Source organism: Bradyrhizobium sp. Mp19, from assembly GCF_029952935.1.
Classification (GTDB): domain Bacteria; phylum Pseudomonadota; class Alphaproteobacteria; order Rhizobiales; family Xanthobacteraceae; genus Bradyrhizobium; species Bradyrhizobium elkanii.
Genome location: NZ_JASAUT010000016.1, coordinates 1 through 15,323, shown reverse-complemented (window position 1 = coordinate 15,323; position 15,323 = coordinate 1). Strand labels below are relative to the sequence as shown.

Below are 15,323 nucleotides of genomic sequence, written 5' to 3'. Positions count from 1 at the left end.
GCAGGCGGAACTTCGTCGGCATTTGCCTCCGGGTCAAGCCACATTGCCGAGAGATTAGGCATGCGCGAACAACGGGACGCGCGTCCTGCGGCGGGAAAGTGAGCCGGATCAATTGCCGAAATCGGGATCCTGCGACTGGAACGGGCCGCACTTCGCGCGCTTGGCGAACCGCTGGTCGAAATCGACGGTGCCGCCGGTCACCGGAATGCGGGTCGGCGGCAGGCCCCGGAGGTACTGATCGACCGTCACGGTCTTCTGGTCGGTGCTCAGGGTGACACGCACCGGCTCGAGTGGCTTGCCCTTGTTCACGTCGGTCAGATCGAGCGTGTAGTAGCCGATGACGGATTGTCCGCCGCGCATATGGCGATCGACCGAGAGCGGCAGATAGACCTCCATCCGGACGCCCTCGCCGTCGCAGGTGATCATGCGGATCATCACCGCCTCGGCGCCGGGCGGCTTCGCGGCGGCGGCGGTCGCAACGCAAGCCGAAATCGCCGCGACAAGTCCCCGCTTCGCGAGCCCGTGCCTTCTCTTCAATCCGATGGTGCAGCGCATCGGGTTTGGCAATCCAGCATCCCTGACCATGACGTGCAATCTGCACTTCGTCGGGCGCAGGCTCCGGCAAGTTCAATCCACCGCCTCAGCAGGTCGGGAATATCGTGCGTCAAATCGCGATCCATGCTGACGAGGAAAAATGATACACTGCGAGCCGGTTCACACTCGCGGCGCGCAACCCGGACTATCATTGCGCAGGGATGGCACGCGGCTCGTAAGGTAAAGGATCGAAGCGCTTAACTGTCGGAGGGTCATCATGCGTTCGTCGTCAGCAGAGTGGTTACCCGTTGCATCAGCGCCGTCGGACCACGAGCTCGAAGTCTGTGTCCTCGATTATGATGGCATGGTCCACGCGCTCATGTTCCCGTGCCACCGCGACGGCGCCGAATGGGTCGACCATGTCGGCAGCAAGCACCTCGACATCCAGCCGACGCATTGGCGCAGATGGACGCAGTCGGCCAACTAGCGCCGCTGTGATCGACCGAGGCGGCCGGCACCGATCTCGCGCCGGTCCGCACCTTGGGCTAGAATAGTGACGTGGGTTCAGGGTGGGCCAGGAGGCTCGTCATGGAATCACACGTGATCCCCTTTGAAAATCGCTGGACCAACGGCAAGCATGCTTGGGAGTGGCACTGCGAGCTCGAGCGGCTGGGCGTGCCGACGGTCCGGACGATGTACTGCGAGCATGAAACGCACCGTCGCAACAAGTCGGCGGTGGTGTTCGACATCCCCGCGGGCTTTGTCCACGACTGGCTGGCCTTTCATGACCGGCGCGCCGCCCGGCAGCAGTTCTTGTGGCGCGCCAGCGTCATCACGCTCGGCATCATCGCCGCATCGGGCGTCGTGCTCGGTGCGCTCAGATAGAGGCCGCAAGGCCGGCGGCGTCATCCGTGGCCATCCTTCGAGACGCCCGCCTTTGGCGGGGCCCCTCAGGATGACGCCGTGTTGCGGGGCAAAATCCTGGTCTGGACCCTCATGATAAGGAGCGCCGCTTGCGGCGTATCTCGACCACGAGGCCCTATCACCCCTGCTCCAAGCCGCGAATCCCCCCATGCCCGGCGCCTGCGACGACCCGTGCGGTCGCGCGAAAGCACTTATTAACCCTTTGCTAACCATACACCCGGCAAGAATTGCCGAGTGAAGTCGAGTGTCGTCGAACGCGTCTAACGGGCGGAGATCCCCGTGAACGCCAGCGCGGTGCCTCACTTTCGGAACGGCGGCCCTGCGGCCGTCGCGCAGACGCTTGGCGGCCGCAGCCGCCAGTCGCGGGGGAGAGCGGCTACCATGGTCGACATCACGGCAGGTCAGGGCACGGCAGGCAAGAGCGGATTGCCGAGCCTCGGCGAGATCGGCGACATCTTAAAGCGCGGCGATATCGCGCTGGCGATCGGCGTCCTCACCATCCTGGTGGTGCTGATCCTGCCGCTGCCCTCGATCGTGCTCGACCTCTTCCTGGCGGTCTCGATCACGGTCTCGATCCTGATCCTGATGACCTCGCTGTTCATCCAGGCGCCGCTGGAATTCTCGTCGTTTCCGACCATCCTGCTGATCTCGACCATGCTGCGGCTGTCGCTGAACATGGCCTCGACCCGGCTGATCCTGAGCCACGGCCATGAGGGCACGGCGGCCGCCGGCCACGTCATCGAGGCGTTCGGCAACTTCGTGATGGGCGGCAACTTCGTGATCGGCATCATCGTGTTCGCGATCCTGGTGATCGTGAACTTCGTGGTCATCACCAAGGGCTCGGGCCGCATCGCCGAGGTCGCGGCGCGCTTCCAGCTGGACTCGATGCCCGGCAAGCAGATGGCGATCGATGCCGACCTCTCCGCCGGCCTGATCGACGAGAAGGCCGCCAAGGAGCGCCGCAAGGCGCTGGAAGACGAGAGCGGCTTCTTCGGCGCGATGGACGGTGCCTCGAAATTCGTCCGCGGCGACGCCATCGCCGGCCTCTTGATCGTCGGCATTAACATCGTCGGCGGCATCATCATCGGCGTCGCCCAGCAGGGCCTCTCCTTCAGCGAAGCCGCCCGCACCTACACCGTGCTGACGGTCGGCGACGGCCTCGTCACCCAGGTGCCCGCGCTGATCGTCTCGACCGCCGCGGGCCTCCTCGTCTCCAAGGCCGGCATCACCGGCGCCGCCGACAAGGCGCTGATGCGCCAGCTCTCGGGCTATCCGCAGGCGCTCGGCATGTCGGCCGGCGTGATGCTGGTGCTGGCGCTGCTGCCGGGCATTCCGACGCTGCCATTCCTGGCACTGGGCTCCGGCGCCGCGGTGCTGGCCTGGAACGCGCGCAAGCAGAAGCGGGCTGCGAAGGCGGCCGAAGCGGCGGCAGCCGCCGCCCCTGCTGCAGCCGCGGCCGCCGCCGCTGCAGCCGCGGAGGAGCCGATCGCCGCCGCGCTGAAGATCGACGACCTCAAGATCGAGCTCGGCTACGCGCTGCTGCCGCTGGTCAACGGCCCCGACGGCACCGACCGCCTGACCGAGCAAATCAAGGCGCTGCGCCGCTCGCTTGCCATCGAGATGGGTTCCGTGATGCCGGCGGTGCGCATCCTCGACAACGTCCAGCTCGAAGCCAACAGCTACGTCATCAAGATCAAGGAAGTCGACGCCGGCACCGGCAAGATCTGGCCGAGCCAGTTCATGGTCATGGACCCCGCCGGCAACCAGGTGCAACTGCCCGGCATCCACACCATCGAGCCGACCTTCGGCCTGCCGGCGACCTGGGTCGACGCCGGCCTGAAGGAAGAGGCCGCGCTGAAAGGCTACACCGTGGTCGACGCCGCTACCGTGCTGTCGACGCATCTGACCGAGCTGCTCAAGACCAACATGGCAGACCTGTTGTCCTACGGCGAGGTGCAGAAGCTCTTGAAGGACCTGCCGAAGGAGCAAGGCGAGCTGATCAAGGACATCGTGCCGGGCCAGGTCACCGTGTCGGGCATCCAGCGCGTGCTGCAATTGCTGCTCGCCGAGCGCATCTCGATCCGCGATCTCTCGACCATCCTCGAGGGCATCGCCGACGCGCTGGCGTTCTCGCGCAATCCGGCCACCATGGTCGAACATGTCCGCGCCCGGCTGGCCGGCCAGATCTGCGCGCAAAACACCTCGCCGAACGGCTATTTGCCGCTGATCGCGCTGTCGGCGCGCTGGGAGCAGGCGTTTGCGGAATCGATCGTCGGCCAGGGTGACGACCGCAGCCTGGCGATGCAGCCCTCGAAACTGTCGGAATTCATGACCGCGGTGCGCAATGCCTTCGAGCAGGCGGCGCGCGAGGGCGAGGCGCCGGTCCTGGTGACGTCGGCCGCGATCCGGCCGTTCGTTCGCTCACTGGTGGAACGGTTCCGCTCGCAGACCACCGTGTTGTCGCAAGCCGAGATCCATCCCCGCGCCCGGCTGAAGACGGTCGGCAGCGTTTAGGACCTCTTGTTCGGAAGCGTTTTCCGTAGGCGAGCCGGGCGTCCACTCCGCGCGAAATCGCGCTAGCGGCCGCAAATCATTTGCGTTTTCGTCTGTGTTTTCTCGCCACAGGCAACTGATTTATGTGGAACAGGCCGGAACGGCCCTATCTGGGATGCAACATTCCAGCATCGGATCAAGACACTGATATTAAATAGTTTTAATGCGTTTCAGATTACCAAAGGGTCATTTTTGATCGCGCCCGATCACGTCTCATCACGGCCTTGTGATGGCCTCTAGGGAACGGAATCGGCAAATCCTACGTTAGCGGGGCACGAGACGTTGAACCGGACAACAGACCGAACCGACAGATTTACTGAGAGCAGGAAGGCGGCAGGAGACTTCCATGAACCACTCGATCTACAGCGCCGATCGTATGACGCACCTGAAGATTGTGGTCGTGGCGTTGTTCGCCGGTATCCTGGTCGCGGGCTTCGGCATCGCGGCACATAATTCGTCGGATGATGGATATACGCAGACGGCGCGGGTCATGAAGGCCGGCAAGCCCGTCGCGATCACCAGCACCAGCAACTCGCTGGTCCGCTAACAGGAGAGTTTCACGAATTCACGTAGTGTTCTTTACAGCCCCCCAAAGTCGCTGCGTGGATATTTAAGACCCCCAACTACCCCCAAGTTGACTATCGAAAACGCCCGCTCCCCACGGGCGTTTTCTTTTTTTGCGGATGGCGGATCGAACTGACCTGCTGCGAAACGCGCAGCTCTATCCTCGTCATTGCGAGCGCAGCGAAGCAATCCATTGCTCCCGAGCACGCGGAACGATGGATTGGATTGCTTCGCTGCGCTCGCAATGACGGGCGGCGGTTAGACGGCTGGCCTATCGCGGCGCCGAACCCGACGCGCCCGGCACGGTCTCGATCAGCTTGCCGGTGAAGATCGGTGCCGAGGTCGGCTGGCCGTTCGGCGAACCGCCGGCCTGCTCGACGGTCACCGCGTAGGTGGCGCCGTTGATGACGTCGGCGTCATAGCCCGACAGCACCGGACGCGCGGTGAAATCGTCGGCGCCGATCACGCCGAGCGAGCGCGGCTGCGGCAGCTTGTCTGAGATCAGCCAGAGCTCAAAGCTCCTGCCGGGCTCCGACGCGGCGCCGACCTTGCGGACGGTAAAATTCTTGGTCGCGCCGTCGATCGTCAGGATGAAGGCCGGCCCGCCATTCTGCCCCTGCAGCAGCGCGACATACTGCGCGGACGGCGTCAATGCCGGTGCCGGCGTCTTCACTTCGACGGTCTGGATGCGCGGCTTTGGCCTCATCGCGTTCGGCAAGGCGTCGGGCTTGTAAATCTGCAGGCCGAGCGTCACCAGCAGCGCGGCCGCGATCGCGGTCGCGGCCGACGCGATGCCGCGCCAGCGTTTCACGCGGCCTGTCAGCGCCGTCACGTTGCGTTCGTCGAAGATGACCCGCGGCGGTCGGGCCTCGGGCAGCCTCCGGGGCTCGGGCGACTGCGCAGGCTCCGGATCGAACGCCGAGCCGAATTCAGGATCGTCCGTGATTGGCGAAGGCGGCGGCGTCACCGTCGTGGCCGGCGTCTCGGGCAGCACAAGCGGCGCCTGCGGCGCGCTCGCATGGCCGATCGCCGCCTTGATGTTGTCCCAGACCACCGGACGCGGCTCGACCAGGCCGACCATCTGGTTCAGCGGCCCGAGCCTGAACTGCCAGGCCTGCACCAGCGCTGCGAACTCGCTGTCGACGGCCATCATGGTCTCGACCTGCGCGCGCTCCTCGGCATCGAGCGTACCGAGCGCATATTCCGCGGCGAGCGCGATATGGTCTTCGCTATAGGCCATCAATCAGAGTCCAAGACACTCCCGGATATCCATCAGGCTGCGGCGCAGCCAGGTCTTCACCGTGTTCACCGGTGTCTCGAACTTTGCGGCGAGTTGCTCGCGGCTCCAGCCGTTGTAATAGGCGAGCAGCACGAGCTTCTGACGATCCGGCTCCAGACGACCGACGCACTCCAGCAACCGCTTCAACTCTTCCGTCATTTCCCGTCGCGCCAGCGGGTCGGGCGAGTCGGCGGCGACCTCCATCGCGGCCGGCTCGTCTTCCAGCGATACCTCGCCGCGCTTGCGCACCACGTCGATGGCGCGGTTGCGCGCGATCGACGTCATCCACGTGATCGGGGAAGACAGGGCTGGGTTGAACTGCCCGGCGCTGTTCCAGATCTTGACGTAAGCCTCCTGGAGGACCTCCTCGGCGAGATCCTGTCGCCGCAAGATACGGAGCACGACGCCGAAGAGTTTCGCGCGGGTCGCGGCGTACAGCCGCTCAAAGGCGGCCTCATCCCCCTTGGCGACGGCGGCGATCAGCCAGACCAGCTCAGCCGGCGTCAGCATCTTGCGCCCTCCAAGCCCCGATCCCCCATCGCGTCATTGCCACCGTGCTGCGATCTTCCCGTCCGGACCGGTGGTAGCATATTTTGGGACACCACGATCCGCCAAGGGGCTAACAAGTGGCCGACAGGTCGTCGGCTTGTGGACAGCGCCCAGCAAAAAGCCCGGGCGATCGGCCCGGGCTCTCAATCTGGTAAGCGGAGGGAGCGAGGGTTCAGGCGATGACGCCGAGACGGGCCCGCATCAGGCCGATCGAATCCATGTCGGCTTGTTCGCGAGCGCTCTCCTCCGCGCGTTCGCGCGCCTGGTCGCGCTCGTCGAGCAGCTCGACCTTCTTCAATTCCTCGAATGCCTCCGACAGCAGCGCCTTGGCGTCGTCGAGCTGGGCGCGCAGTTCGTCGGCCGAACGGGTCAGGTTCTCGCGGCGCTGGATCGCGGCCTTGGCATAGGTCGGATAGGCGAAGTGCGTGGGGTCGTTGATCCCGGCGCGCTCCTGCTCGGTCTGGATCTCGCGCTCGAGCTCGACCGACATGCGCTGGAAGTCGGCGATCATGCCTTCGATCTGGGTAACCCGACGGCGCTTTTCGTCGACCTGAAATTTCTTCAGGCGAATCAGCGTTTCACGTGACTTCATCGACTCATACTCCCCAGAAGTCCCAAATCTGAACGCGGGACAGAGCCGGCTCCCCGCTGGGCCCCGCCGGCATAGCTATGGTGTGCCGGCGATGATGGCCTGACAAAGTTAGCGTTCCGTTTCCAAACCCGACAGGATTTGAGCCAGTTGCCGGTAGCCGTCGGGAAGGCTGGTGGATTCGTCCTTGGCCTGGCGCAGGTAGGCCTCGAGCGGCTCATGCAGCCGGATCGCCTCGTCGACCTCCGCGCTGGAACCCGGCCGGTAGGCCCCGAGCCGGATCAATTCCTCCATGTCGGCATAGGTCGCCATCACCTGCCGCGCCTTGTTGATGTAGGGCAGGAAGTCGGGGTCGGCCGACCGCGGCATCGTGCGCGAGACCGACTTGAGGATGTTGACCGCCGGATAGCGGCCGCGCTCGGCGATCGCCCGCTGCATCACGATATGACCGTCGAGGATGCCGCGCACCGCATCCGCGATCGGCTCATTGTGATCGTCGCCGTCGACCAGCACGGTGAAGATCGCGGTGATGGTGCCGTCGCCAGTGCCCGGCCCTGCCCGCTCGAGCAGCTTCGGCAGTTCGGTGAACACGGTCGGCGTGTAGCCCTTGGCGGTCGGCGGCTCGCCCGCCGAGAGGCCGATCTCGCGCTGCGCCATCGCAAAGCGCGTCACCGAGTCCATCAGGCACAGCACATCCTGTTCCTCGTCGCGGAAATACTCCGCGATGGCGAGCGTCAGATACGCCGCCTGGCGCCGCATCAGCGCCGGCTCGTCCGAGGTCGCGACCACCACGACCGAGCGCGCCAGCCCCTCCTCGCCGAGATCCTCCTGGAGGAATTCCTGCACCTCGCGGCCGCGTTCGCCGATCAGCCCGATCACCGAGATCGCGGCATCGACATTGCGCGCCAGCATCGACAGCAGCACCGACTTGCCGACGCCGGAGCCGGCGAAGATGCCGAGCCGCTGGCCGCGGCAGCAGGTCAGGAAAGTATTGAGACCGCGCACGCCGAGGTCCAGCGGCGGGCCGACCCGCTTGCGCGAATGCGCCGGCGGCGGCGAGTTGCGGTAGGACATCGGGGAGGCGCCCTGCACCAGCGGGCCCTTGCCGTCGATCGGCTCACCCATCGCGTTGACGACGCGGCCGAGCCAGGCCGGCGACGGCCGCACCTGGCTCGCCGCATTGGCGATCACCGCGCGGCAACCGCGCCTCACGCCATCTAATCCGCCGAACGGCATCACCACCGCGTTCTCGCCGGAGAAGCCGATCACCTCGGCCGGGATGAAGCGGCCCGCGCCGACGTCGATCACGATGCGGGCGCCGACCGACATCGCGTGGATCGGGCCCGCGATCTCGACCATCAGCCCGCGGACGCCGACCACGCGGCCATAAATATTGACGCCGTCGATGTCGCCGATCTGCTCCGCGAGCGCCTTCATTGCGAAAACCTTAAGTTTCCACGATTTTGCTCCGGCCGCTTAACTTCGTGTTTACCCGCATCATTAATCATTGCGTCACTGTCTTTGGTGACTGAGGTCGCTTGCCCATCAGAAGAAGGGCGAGTCGCGAGAGTCGGTTAGGCCCGCCTCTTAATGTGGAAACTGAACGAGCGCGGTTAGGAAAAGCTTCTTCTACGCAATATCTTAGGGCGATTCGACAAAAATTGCACGGTTAGAGCTTGCGTCGAGGAATCAGTTTTTGTTAACCATATCTCGTCAGGATCCGAATCAGTTGTTCAAAGGCGTTTTGTGAGTGCCGCAAGTGCGGCCGACCTGACGCCCGGAGCGGCGACTATAGGGGACTGGCATGCGCGTTTTGCTGATTGAAGATGACAGCGCCGTCGCGCAGTCGATCGAATTGATGCTCAAGTCCGAGAGTTTCAACGTCTACACGACGGACCTCGGCGAAGAGGGCGTCGATCTCGGCAAGCTTTACGACTACGACATCATCCTTCTCGACCTCAACCTGCCCGACATGTCCGGCTACGACGTGCTCAAGCAGCTCCGGGTGTCGAAGATCAAAACTCCCATTCTGATCCTCTCCGGCCTCGCCGGCATCGAGGACAAGGTCAAGGGTCTCGGCGTCGGCGCCGACGACTACATGACCAAGCCCTTCCACAAGGACGAACTGGTCGCCCGCATCCACGCGATCGTGCGCCGCTCCAAGGGTCACGCGCAGTCGGTCATCCAGACCGGCGATCTCGTCGTCAATCTCGACACCAAGACGGTCGAGGTCGGCGGCCAGCGCGTGCACCTGACCGGCAAGGAATACCAGATGCTGGAGCTGCTCTCGCTCCGCAAGGGCACCACGCTCACCAAGGAAATGTTCCTCAATCATCTCTATGGCGGCATGGACGAGCCGGAGCTGAAGATCATCGACGTCTTCATCTGCAAGCTCCGCAAGAAGCTCGCCAACGCCTCCGAAGGCCGCAACTTCATCGAGACCGTGTGGGGCCGCGGCTACGTGCTGCGCGAGCCGCACGAGGCTGACGAGCGCATTCCCGCCTGACCCTTCTGGGCCCGCAGAGAACCGCAAGGTTCGCTCCTTTCGACCTGAACCCCGCCGCAAATGGCGGGGTTTTTGTTTGGGATTGAACCGGCTGTCGGCATGCGCCGACCAAGGGAACGTGCAATCCTGCCTCGCGCGAATCCCGACGAACTCCCGGACCGCCCCGACATGATCCTGCAATCCCTCGCCGGGCTGCCGGCGTTCCTGGTCTATTTCTGCACGGCACTGATCGCCGTGGTCGCCTACCTCTTCGTCTACACGCGCGTCACGCCGCATGACGAATTCCAGCTGATCCGCGACAACGATCCGGCAGCGGCGATTGCGCTGGGCTTAAGCCTGCTCGGCTTCGTGCTGCCGGTGGTCAGCGCCATCGCCCATTCCGCCAACGTGGTGGACTGCCTGATCTGGAGCATCATCGCGCTGATCGTGCAGATCATCGTCTATTACATCGTGAAGATCCCGGTGCCGAACCTGTCGGCGCGGATCGCCTCCGGCGAAATGGCGCCGGCGATCTGGCTCGGGCTGTCCTCGCTGGCCGCAGGCGCGCTGAACGCGGCCTGCATGATCTACTGAGCCGTTGAGCCAAACCATGGCGCGCAAACCGAACCCGGACTTCGGCAAACGGCGACCGGTCGTGCCGACGGTGCCGACGCCGCCGCGGCCGGATGCGCCGTCCAAGCGCTCCAACCACGTCGCGCTGCTCTTGATGGGCACGCTCGCGGTCGGCGGCAGTGCCTACGCGCTGATGCCGCGCCCGAATTGCCAGCCGGTGCCGCTGACGCCGCCGGGCGTCACCGCACCGGGCGTCGCCACACCGGTCCCGCCACAACCCGGCGTCGACTGCACGGCGCGCAGTTCGTCGTCGGGATCGGGCGGCAGCGGCGGCTCGTCGCGCAGCAGCTTCTACAGCAGTTCCTCGTCGAGCGGCTCCTCTTCTTCGTCGAGCTCATCGTCAAGCTCGTCGGTGAGCCGCGGCGGCTTCGGTTCATTCGCGCATGCGTTCGGCTTCAGCGGCGGGTGATGCGCATGTTGCCGTGTCATCGCTATGTCATCCCGCTTTCGCTTGCCCGGCGAACGCAGCTGATGGAAACTCGCCATGGCTCCGCAGACGGCAAGGCAGGGATTGCGTCCATGAAACGCTCGCGCCGCGTATGGCTGAAATTGATGGGAAGTATCGCGATCGGCGCGGCGTCGATGGGCCTGACGCCAAGCCATGCCCGCAGCCACCATCACCACGCGGGGCACGACGCGAAGCGAAAGTCCGCGGAACGGTCGCCCTCCGGCGGCTTCGGCGGCGCGCCGCGCACCATCGCCCGCTACGGCGACGACGATCCGTCGCATGGCGGAAGCTGACACCAGGCTGACGAGCGAGCGCGGTTTCCCCTGATGCAACGCATTGCATGTCCCGAACGCGACGATTGGCGGACGACTGCCGAGAATGCCGGCTTCACCTTCCACACCATCAACGGCGAACGTTACTGGGACGAGCGCGCCTACTACGCCTTCACGCTGGACGAGATCGAGCGCTCGATCGAGGCGCCGACCGGCGAGATCGACGCGATGTGCCTCGAGCTCGCCGGACGCGCGGTCAAGGATGAGCGCTATCTGCGCCGGCTGAAGATGCCGGAGGCGTTCTGGGATCTGATCGCGGCAAGCTGGCGCCGCAAGAATCCGAGCCTGTACGGCCGGCTCGATCTCACCTTCGACGGCCGCGGCCCGGCCAAGCTGCTCGAATACAATGCCGACACGCCGACCTCGATCTTCGAGGCCGCGGTTTCAATGGACCTGGCTCGAACAGGCGATCCAACGCAACATCATCCCGAAGCGCGCCGACCAGTTCAACTCGATCCACGACCGGCTGATCGAGGCCTGGAAGAGGATCGGCGCGACCCACCCGCTGCATCTCACCGGACTGACCGGAAATCCCGAGGACGCCGGCACGCTCGCCTATCTCGAGGACACCGCGGCGCAGGCCGGGCTGAAGACCACGCTGCTCGACATCGAAGAGGTCGGACTGCGCGACGACGGTCAGTTCGTCGATCTCGACGAACGCCCGATCGCGCTCGCGTTCAAGCTCTATCCCTGGGAGTGGATGTTCCACGACGCGTTCGGCAAGAACCTCTCGACTGCGCCGACGCAATGGATCGAGCCGCCGTGGAAGGCGATCCTCTCCAACAAGGGCATCCTGCCGCTGCTCTGGGAGATGTTCCCGAACCATCCCAATCTGCTGCCGGCCTATTTCGAGGACGACCCGCAGGCCGCGCAGCTCGGCACGTCGTTCGTGCGCAAGCCGATCTATTCGCGCGAGGGCGCCAATGTCGAGCTGGTCAGCGCCGGCGTCACGCTGGTCGCCGAGCAAGGCCCCTACGGCGCCGAGGGCTTCATCCGCCAGGCACTCGCGCCGCTGCCGGACTTTTCCGGGCAGTATCCGGTACTCGGCAGCTGGCTGGTCGACGGCACGCCCTGCGGTCTCTCGATTCGGGAAGACGAAAATCCGATCACCGGCAACACCTCGCGCTTCCTGCCGCACGCTATTTTGTAGCCGTGTCCGTCAACGTGTCCCGTTCCCCGTCATCCTGAGGAGCCGCGAAGCGGCGTCTCGAAGGATCGACGGCCCGGCTGTTGGCCGTGCATCCTTCGAGACGCGCGCAAGAGCGCGCTCCTCAGGATGACGGACAAACAATTGAACTTCGCTCAGGAAAACGCACTCACCGCGCGGCGGACGCGACCGCCTTCAGCACATGCAGCGCGGCGCCGGCGCGCGCGACTGGCGCAGTGTTCGGCTGATACAGCCCGCGCCGGTCGGGATAGGGCCTGAACAGATTGGTGATGCCGACCACGGATTCCGCCGCGCCAAGCGCGAGCACGCCGTCAGGCTCGAGCATCCGGGCCACCTTGCCGAAGATGCCGGCCTTGGTCTGCTGATCGAAATAGATCAGCACGTTGCGGCAGAAGATCACGTCGAAGGTGCCGAGATGCGAGACGTCCTGCAGCAGATTGAGCTGGCGGTGCTGCACCATGCCGCGGATATCGGCGTTCAGCTGCCAGAGCTCGCCCTTCTGCACGAAATACTTGACCAGTAGCTGGATCGGCAGGCCGCGCTGCACCTCGAACTGGCTGAACAGGCCGGCCTTGGCCTTTTCGAGCACCGCCTGCGACAGGTCGGTCGCGATGATCTCGATGCGCCAGCCGGCAAACAGCGCTGTCATCTCCTTCAGCAGCATCGCGATCGAATAGGGCTCCTGCCCGGTCGACGACGCCGCGCACCAGATACGCAAGCTGCGGCGCGCCGCGCGCGCCTGCGCGAGTGCGGGCAGCACCGCTTCCTTCAGATGGTCGAACGGGATCTTGTCGCGGAAGAAGAAGGTCTCGTTGGTGGTCATCGCTTCGACCACCTCGGACGTCAGCAGTTCGGCGCCGCCCCTCATCCGCTGCACCAGCTCGGGAATCCCGGCGAGATTCGACCGGCGTGCCAACGGCAGCAGGCGACTCTCGACCAGATATTGCTTGTCGGCCGAGAGATCGAGGCCGGAACGCTCCCTCAGCAGCTTACGCAGATACTCGTAGTCCAGCGGCGTCACGAACGGTCTCCCGCAAATACCCGAACAAGCTTCGGTGCGATCTGATTGAGCGGCAGCACCGCTGCGCAGATGCCGGCATTGACCGCGGCACCGGGCATGCCCCACACCACGCTGGTCGCTTCGTCCTGCGCGATCACGCTGCCGCCGGCGGCGACGATGTCCTTGCCGCCGCGCATGCCGTCGGAGCCCATGCCGGTCAGGATCACCGACATGATGCTGCCCTGCCAGACATCGATCGCGGAGGTGAACATCGGATCCACCGCGGGCTTGCAGAAATTGACCGGCGGCCCGTCGTCGAGCGCGATCGTGGCATCGACGCCGTGGCGCGCGATGCGCATGTGGCGCCCGCCCGGCGCCAGATAGATCTGGCCCGGCTTGATACTCTCGCCGTCGATCCCCTCATGCGCCGGCCGCTTGCTGGTGCGCGCCAGATGCTCGGCGAGAATGGTCGTGAAGGTCGGCGGCATGTGCTGGGTGATCAGCACCGGGAAGCGATCGATCACCGGACCGATCTCGGCGACCAGCGTCATCAGCGCCTGCGGTCCGCCGGTCGACGAGCCGATCAGCAGCACCTTGGGCGGCAGCAGGCCGAACGAACGGCGCGTGACCTGGGTCGGCGCCGTATGCGCGGCAGCGGGAATCAACGGACGCGGTCTGTCATGACCGGGCGCAAGCGGCGGACTTGCCGTCGTGTGCACCGGACTGCGGCGCGCCTTGGCGCCGAGATGACGGATTTTCTGGATCAGGTCGTGGCGGAAGGTTTCCGCGGCGGTGGCCTCGCGCGTGCTTTCCGGCTTCGGAATGTAGTCGGACGCTCCGAGCGAGAGCGCCTTCAGGCTGATCTCCGCGTTGCGGCGGGTCAGCGTGGAGGCCATGATGACGACGAGATCGCGCTTCTTCGCCAGGAGCTGCGGCAGCGCCGAGATGCCGTCGAGATCGGGCATTTCGATATCGAGCACCGCGACGTCGGGGTTGATGCGCTCGAGCTGGTTGACGGCGTCGAGGCCGGTGCGCAGCGAGGCGACGACCTCCATGTCGGGCTCGGCGCCGATCCAGCGCGAGATCATCCCGCGGATCACCACGGAATCGTCGACCACCATCACCCGCACCTTGTCGGTACGGGTCGATGTCGGGACCGCAGTACTTGTCAACGCAACACTCATGGCTTCACCAGCGACGCAACACGACGCACAACAACCGTTGAGCCGAAGGCTTCTGCCGCCGGATCGAACGAAGAATCTAAGTCAGCATGATCTCCGCGCAAACGCTTCGCGTTTGTCGCAGGGAAAACCGGTTCCCACTTTTCCGGATCATGCTCTAAATCAGTCCGACTTCCTGGAACTTCGCGGTGACGATGTCCCGGTCGAACGGCTTCATGATGTATTCGTTGGCACCGGCATGCAGCGCGCGTGCGATATGCGCGACGTCATTCTCGGTGGTGCAGAATACGACCTTGGGCTGATCGCCGCCGGGCATGCGGCGGAGATTGCCGAGAAACTCGTAGCCGTCCATGACCGGCATGTTCCAGTCGAGCAGCACGGCTTCCGGCATCGCGCGCTTGCAGGCTTCAAGGGCCTTGGCGCCGTCCTCGGCCTCGACGATCTGGAAGTCGAGCCCTTCCAGAATGCGGCGGGCGACCTTGCGAATGACGCTTGAGTCATCGACAACAAGACAGGTTCTCATCTGCGACCTCTACTTCCTCATCCCCGGTGGGATGTTTCAGTTCTTCAGTTCGGGCGGCCCTGTTCACGCCGCTTTGGCGTCGGGTACCAGTTCGAGCACGCGATCGACATCGAGGACGACCATGAGCTGGCCGTCGAGGCGGTGGACGCCGCCGGCGAGCTTGGCCATGCGGGGATCGAGGTTGACCGGGTTGTCCTCGCGGCCGTCGTCGGGCAGCCGCAGCACCTCGCCGATCTGGTCGATCAACAGGCCATAGGATTCGCCGCGCTGGTCGACGCCGACCGCCATCGGAGGCTTACCGTCGTCGGCCTTCGGCAGCCCGAGCCGGGCGCGCATGTCGACCACGGTGACGATGCGGCCGCGCAGATTGAGCACGCCGGCGATCTCGCTGGAGGCCAGCGGCACCCGCGTCAGCCGCTCCGGCATGAACACGTCCTGCACCCGCGAGATCGGCAGGCCGAACAGCTGCCCGCCGATCACGGCGGTGACGTATTCGGCCATGGCGCCTTCGCTGGTCTCGGTCTTGCTGGTCATCACTCTTTTCCTTCAAGCCCTGTTATG

At 64.9% G+C, this 15,323-nt stretch carries 17 protein-coding genes and 1 pseudogene; 9 read left to right on the top strand and 9 right to left on the bottom strand.

Going from position 1 to position 15,323, the window contains the following annotated elements:
• Positions 1-108: 108 nt before the first annotated feature.
• Positions 109-567, bottom strand: a complete 459-nt coding sequence (locus tag QJT82_RS19025) for a hypothetical protein (protein WP_259266136.1) — start codon at positions 565-567, stop codon at positions 109-111.
• Between the two features lie 244 nt (positions 568-811).
• On the opposite strand from QJT82_RS19025, the gene QJT82_RS19020 reads away from it, so the two are divergent.
• The 4 genes from QJT82_RS19020 (at position 812) to QJT82_RS19005 (ending at position 4,558) form a co-directional block, all read left to right on the top strand.
• Positions 812-1,021, top strand: a complete 210-nt coding sequence (locus tag QJT82_RS19020) for a hypothetical protein (RefSeq protein ID WP_155258534.1) — start codon at positions 812-814, stop codon at positions 1,019-1,021.
• A gap of 101 nt (positions 1,022-1,122) precedes the next feature.
• The gene (locus QJT82_RS19015; RefSeq protein WP_028341258.1) at positions 1,123-1,419 is read left to right on the top strand and encodes a hypothetical protein; all 297 of its coding nucleotides are present in this window, start codon (positions 1,123-1,125) and stop codon (positions 1,417-1,419) included.
• Positions 1,420-1,839: 420 nt separating this feature from the next.
• The gene (flhA, locus tag QJT82_RS19010; protein WP_281446653.1) at positions 1,840-3,972 is read left to right on the top strand and encodes a flagellar biosynthesis protein FlhA; all 2,133 of its coding nucleotides are present in this window, start codon (positions 1,840-1,842) and stop codon (positions 3,970-3,972) included.
• 385 nt (positions 3,973-4,357) lie between these two features.
• Entirely contained in the window at positions 4,358-4,558 is a 201-nt protein-coding gene (locus tag QJT82_RS19005) for a hypothetical protein (RefSeq protein WP_028341260.1), read from the top strand.
• A 288-nt stretch (positions 4,559-4,846) separates the two neighbouring features.
• Here the strand turns inward: QJT82_RS19005 and QJT82_RS19000 are convergent, their stop codons facing one another.
• The 4 genes from QJT82_RS19000 to fliI form a co-directional block, all read right to left on the bottom strand.
• Positions 4,847-5,815: an anti-sigma factor gene (locus tag QJT82_RS19000; protein WP_028341261.1), complete on the bottom strand. Its 969-nt coding sequence runs from the start codon at positions 5,813-5,815 to the stop codon at positions 4,847-4,849.
• Positions 5,816-5,818: 3 nt separating this feature from the next.
• The gene (locus QJT82_RS18995) at positions 5,819-6,364 is read right to left on the bottom strand and encodes a sigma-70 family RNA polymerase sigma factor (protein ID WP_028341262.1); all 546 of its coding nucleotides are present in this window, start codon (positions 6,362-6,364) and stop codon (positions 5,819-5,821) included.
• 211 nt (positions 6,365-6,575) lie between these two features.
• Positions 6,576-6,995 (bottom strand): flagellar export protein FliJ, encoded by a 420-nt coding sequence (gene fliJ / locus QJT82_RS18990; protein ID WP_016848565.1) that lies wholly within the window; start codon positions 6,993-6,995, stop codon positions 6,576-6,578.
• A gap of 108 nt (positions 6,996-7,103) precedes the next feature.
• Positions 7,104-8,429 (bottom strand): flagellar protein export ATPase FliI, encoded by a 1,326-nt coding sequence (fliI, locus tag QJT82_RS18985; protein WP_028341263.1) that lies wholly within the window; start codon positions 8,427-8,429, stop codon positions 7,104-7,106.
• A 367-nt stretch (positions 8,430-8,796) separates the two neighbouring features.
• Between fliI and QJT82_RS18980 the strand changes: the two genes are divergently transcribed.
• The 5 genes and pseudogenes from QJT82_RS18980 to QJT82_RS18960 all read left to right on the top strand — a co-directional run bounded on the left by QJT82_RS18980 (position 8,797) and on the right by QJT82_RS18960 (position 12,040).
• Positions 8,797-9,498 (top strand): response regulator transcription factor CtrA, encoded by a 702-nt coding sequence (locus QJT82_RS18980; protein WP_016848562.1) that lies wholly within the window; start codon positions 8,797-8,799, stop codon positions 9,496-9,498.
• Between the two features lie 168 nt (positions 9,499-9,666).
• Positions 9,667-10,071 (top strand): DUF350 domain-containing protein, encoded by a 405-nt coding sequence (locus QJT82_RS18975; RefSeq protein ID WP_016848561.1) that lies wholly within the window; start codon positions 9,667-9,669, stop codon positions 10,069-10,071.
• 16 nt (positions 10,072-10,087) lie between these two features.
• The gene (locus QJT82_RS18970; protein ID WP_028341264.1) at positions 10,088-10,519 is read left to right on the top strand and encodes a hypothetical protein; all 432 of its coding nucleotides are present in this window, start codon (positions 10,088-10,090) and stop codon (positions 10,517-10,519) included.
• Positions 10,519-10,851 carry a hypothetical protein gene (locus QJT82_RS18965; protein ID WP_028341265.1) on the top strand — a complete coding sequence of 111 codons (333 nt, stop codon included), beginning with the start codon at positions 10,519-10,521 and terminating at the stop codon, positions 10,849-10,851. Before QJT82_RS18970 ends, QJT82_RS18965 begins: the two co-directional genes overlap by 1 nt.
• Positions 10,852-10,884: 33 nt before the next feature.
• A pseudogene (locus tag QJT82_RS18960) lies at positions 10,885-12,040 on the top strand (glutathionylspermidine synthase family protein).
• Between the two features lie 166 nt (positions 12,041-12,206).
• Here the strand turns inward: QJT82_RS18960 and QJT82_RS18955 are convergent.
• The 4 genes from QJT82_RS18955 to QJT82_RS18940 form a co-directional block, all read right to left on the bottom strand.
• Positions 12,207-13,079 (bottom strand): protein-glutamate O-methyltransferase CheR, encoded by an 873-nt coding sequence (locus QJT82_RS18955; RefSeq protein ID WP_028341267.1) that lies wholly within the window; start codon positions 13,077-13,079, stop codon positions 12,207-12,209.
• Positions 13,076-14,242, bottom strand: coding sequence for a chemotaxis response regulator protein-glutamate methylesterase (locus tag QJT82_RS18950; RefSeq protein ID WP_028341268.1), 1,167 nt, complete (start codon positions 14,240-14,242; stop codon positions 13,076-13,078). The genes QJT82_RS18955 and QJT82_RS18950 overlap by 4 nt, the downstream gene beginning before the upstream one ends.
• Before the next feature lie 154 nt (positions 14,243-14,396).
• Complete coding sequence (locus QJT82_RS18945) at positions 14,397-14,762, bottom strand: response regulator (RefSeq protein WP_018273268.1); 366 nt, start codon at positions 14,760-14,762, stop codon at positions 14,397-14,399.
• A 63-nt stretch (positions 14,763-14,825) separates the two neighbouring features.
• Positions 14,826-15,296 (bottom strand): chemotaxis protein CheW, encoded by a 471-nt coding sequence (locus QJT82_RS18940; protein ID WP_259244671.1) that lies wholly within the window; start codon positions 15,294-15,296, stop codon positions 14,826-14,828.
• Between the last annotated feature and the right edge of the window lie 27 nt (positions 15,297-15,323).

What these genes read in the sequence shown, in the direction of transcription:
- QJT82_RS18965 (WP_028341265.1), top strand. Translation starts at nt 10,519, where the DNA reads ATGCGCATGTTGCCGTGTCATCGCTATGTCATCCCGCTTTCGCTTGCC.
- QJT82_RS18975 (WP_016848561.1), top strand. Translation starts at nt 9,667, where the DNA reads ATGATCCTGCAATCCCTCGCCGGGCTGCCGGCGTTCCTGGTCTATTTC.
- QJT82_RS18945 (WP_018273268.1), bottom strand. Translation starts at nt 14,762, where the DNA reads ATGAGAACCTGTCTTGTTGTCGATGACTCAAGCGTCATTCGCAAGGTC.
- flhA (WP_281446653.1), top strand. Translation starts at nt 1,840, where the DNA reads ATGGTCGACATCACGGCAGGTCAGGGCACGGCAGGCAAGAGCGGATTG.
- QJT82_RS19000 (WP_028341261.1), bottom strand. Translation starts at nt 5,815, where the DNA reads ATGGCCTATAGCGAAGACCATATCGCGCTCGCCGCGGAATATGCGCTC.
- QJT82_RS18970 (WP_028341264.1), top strand. Translation starts at nt 10,088, where the DNA reads ATGGCGCGCAAACCGAACCCGGACTTCGGCAAACGGCGACCGGTCGTG.
- QJT82_RS19015 (WP_028341258.1), top strand. Translation starts at nt 1,123, where the DNA reads ATGGAATCACACGTGATCCCCTTTGAAAATCGCTGGACCAACGGCAAG.
- QJT82_RS18940 (WP_259244671.1), bottom strand. Translation starts at nt 15,296, where the DNA reads ATGACCAGCAAGACCGAGACCAGCGAAGGCGCCATGGCCGAATACGTC.
- QJT82_RS18995 (WP_028341262.1), bottom strand. Translation starts at nt 6,364, where the DNA reads ATGCTGACGCCGGCTGAGCTGGTCTGGCTGATCGCCGCCGTCGCCAAG.
- fliJ (WP_016848565.1), bottom strand. Translation starts at nt 6,995, where the DNA reads ATGAAGTCACGTGAAACGCTGATTCGCCTGAAGAAATTTCAGGTCGAC.
- QJT82_RS19020 (WP_155258534.1), top strand. Translation starts at nt 812, where the DNA reads ATGCGTTCGTCGTCAGCAGAGTGGTTACCCGTTGCATCAGCGCCGTCG.
- QJT82_RS18950 (WP_028341268.1), bottom strand. Translation starts at nt 14,242, where the DNA reads ATGAGTGTTGCGTTGACAAGTACTGCGGTCCCGACATCGACCCGTACC.
- fliI (WP_028341263.1), bottom strand. Translation starts at nt 8,429, where the DNA reads ATGAAGGCGCTCGCGGAGCAGATCGGCGACATCGACGGCGTCAATATT.
- QJT82_RS18980 (WP_016848562.1), top strand. Translation starts at nt 8,797, where the DNA reads ATGCGCGTTTTGCTGATTGAAGATGACAGCGCCGTCGCGCAGTCGATC.
- QJT82_RS19005 (WP_028341260.1), top strand. Translation starts at nt 4,358, where the DNA reads ATGAACCACTCGATCTACAGCGCCGATCGTATGACGCACCTGAAGATT.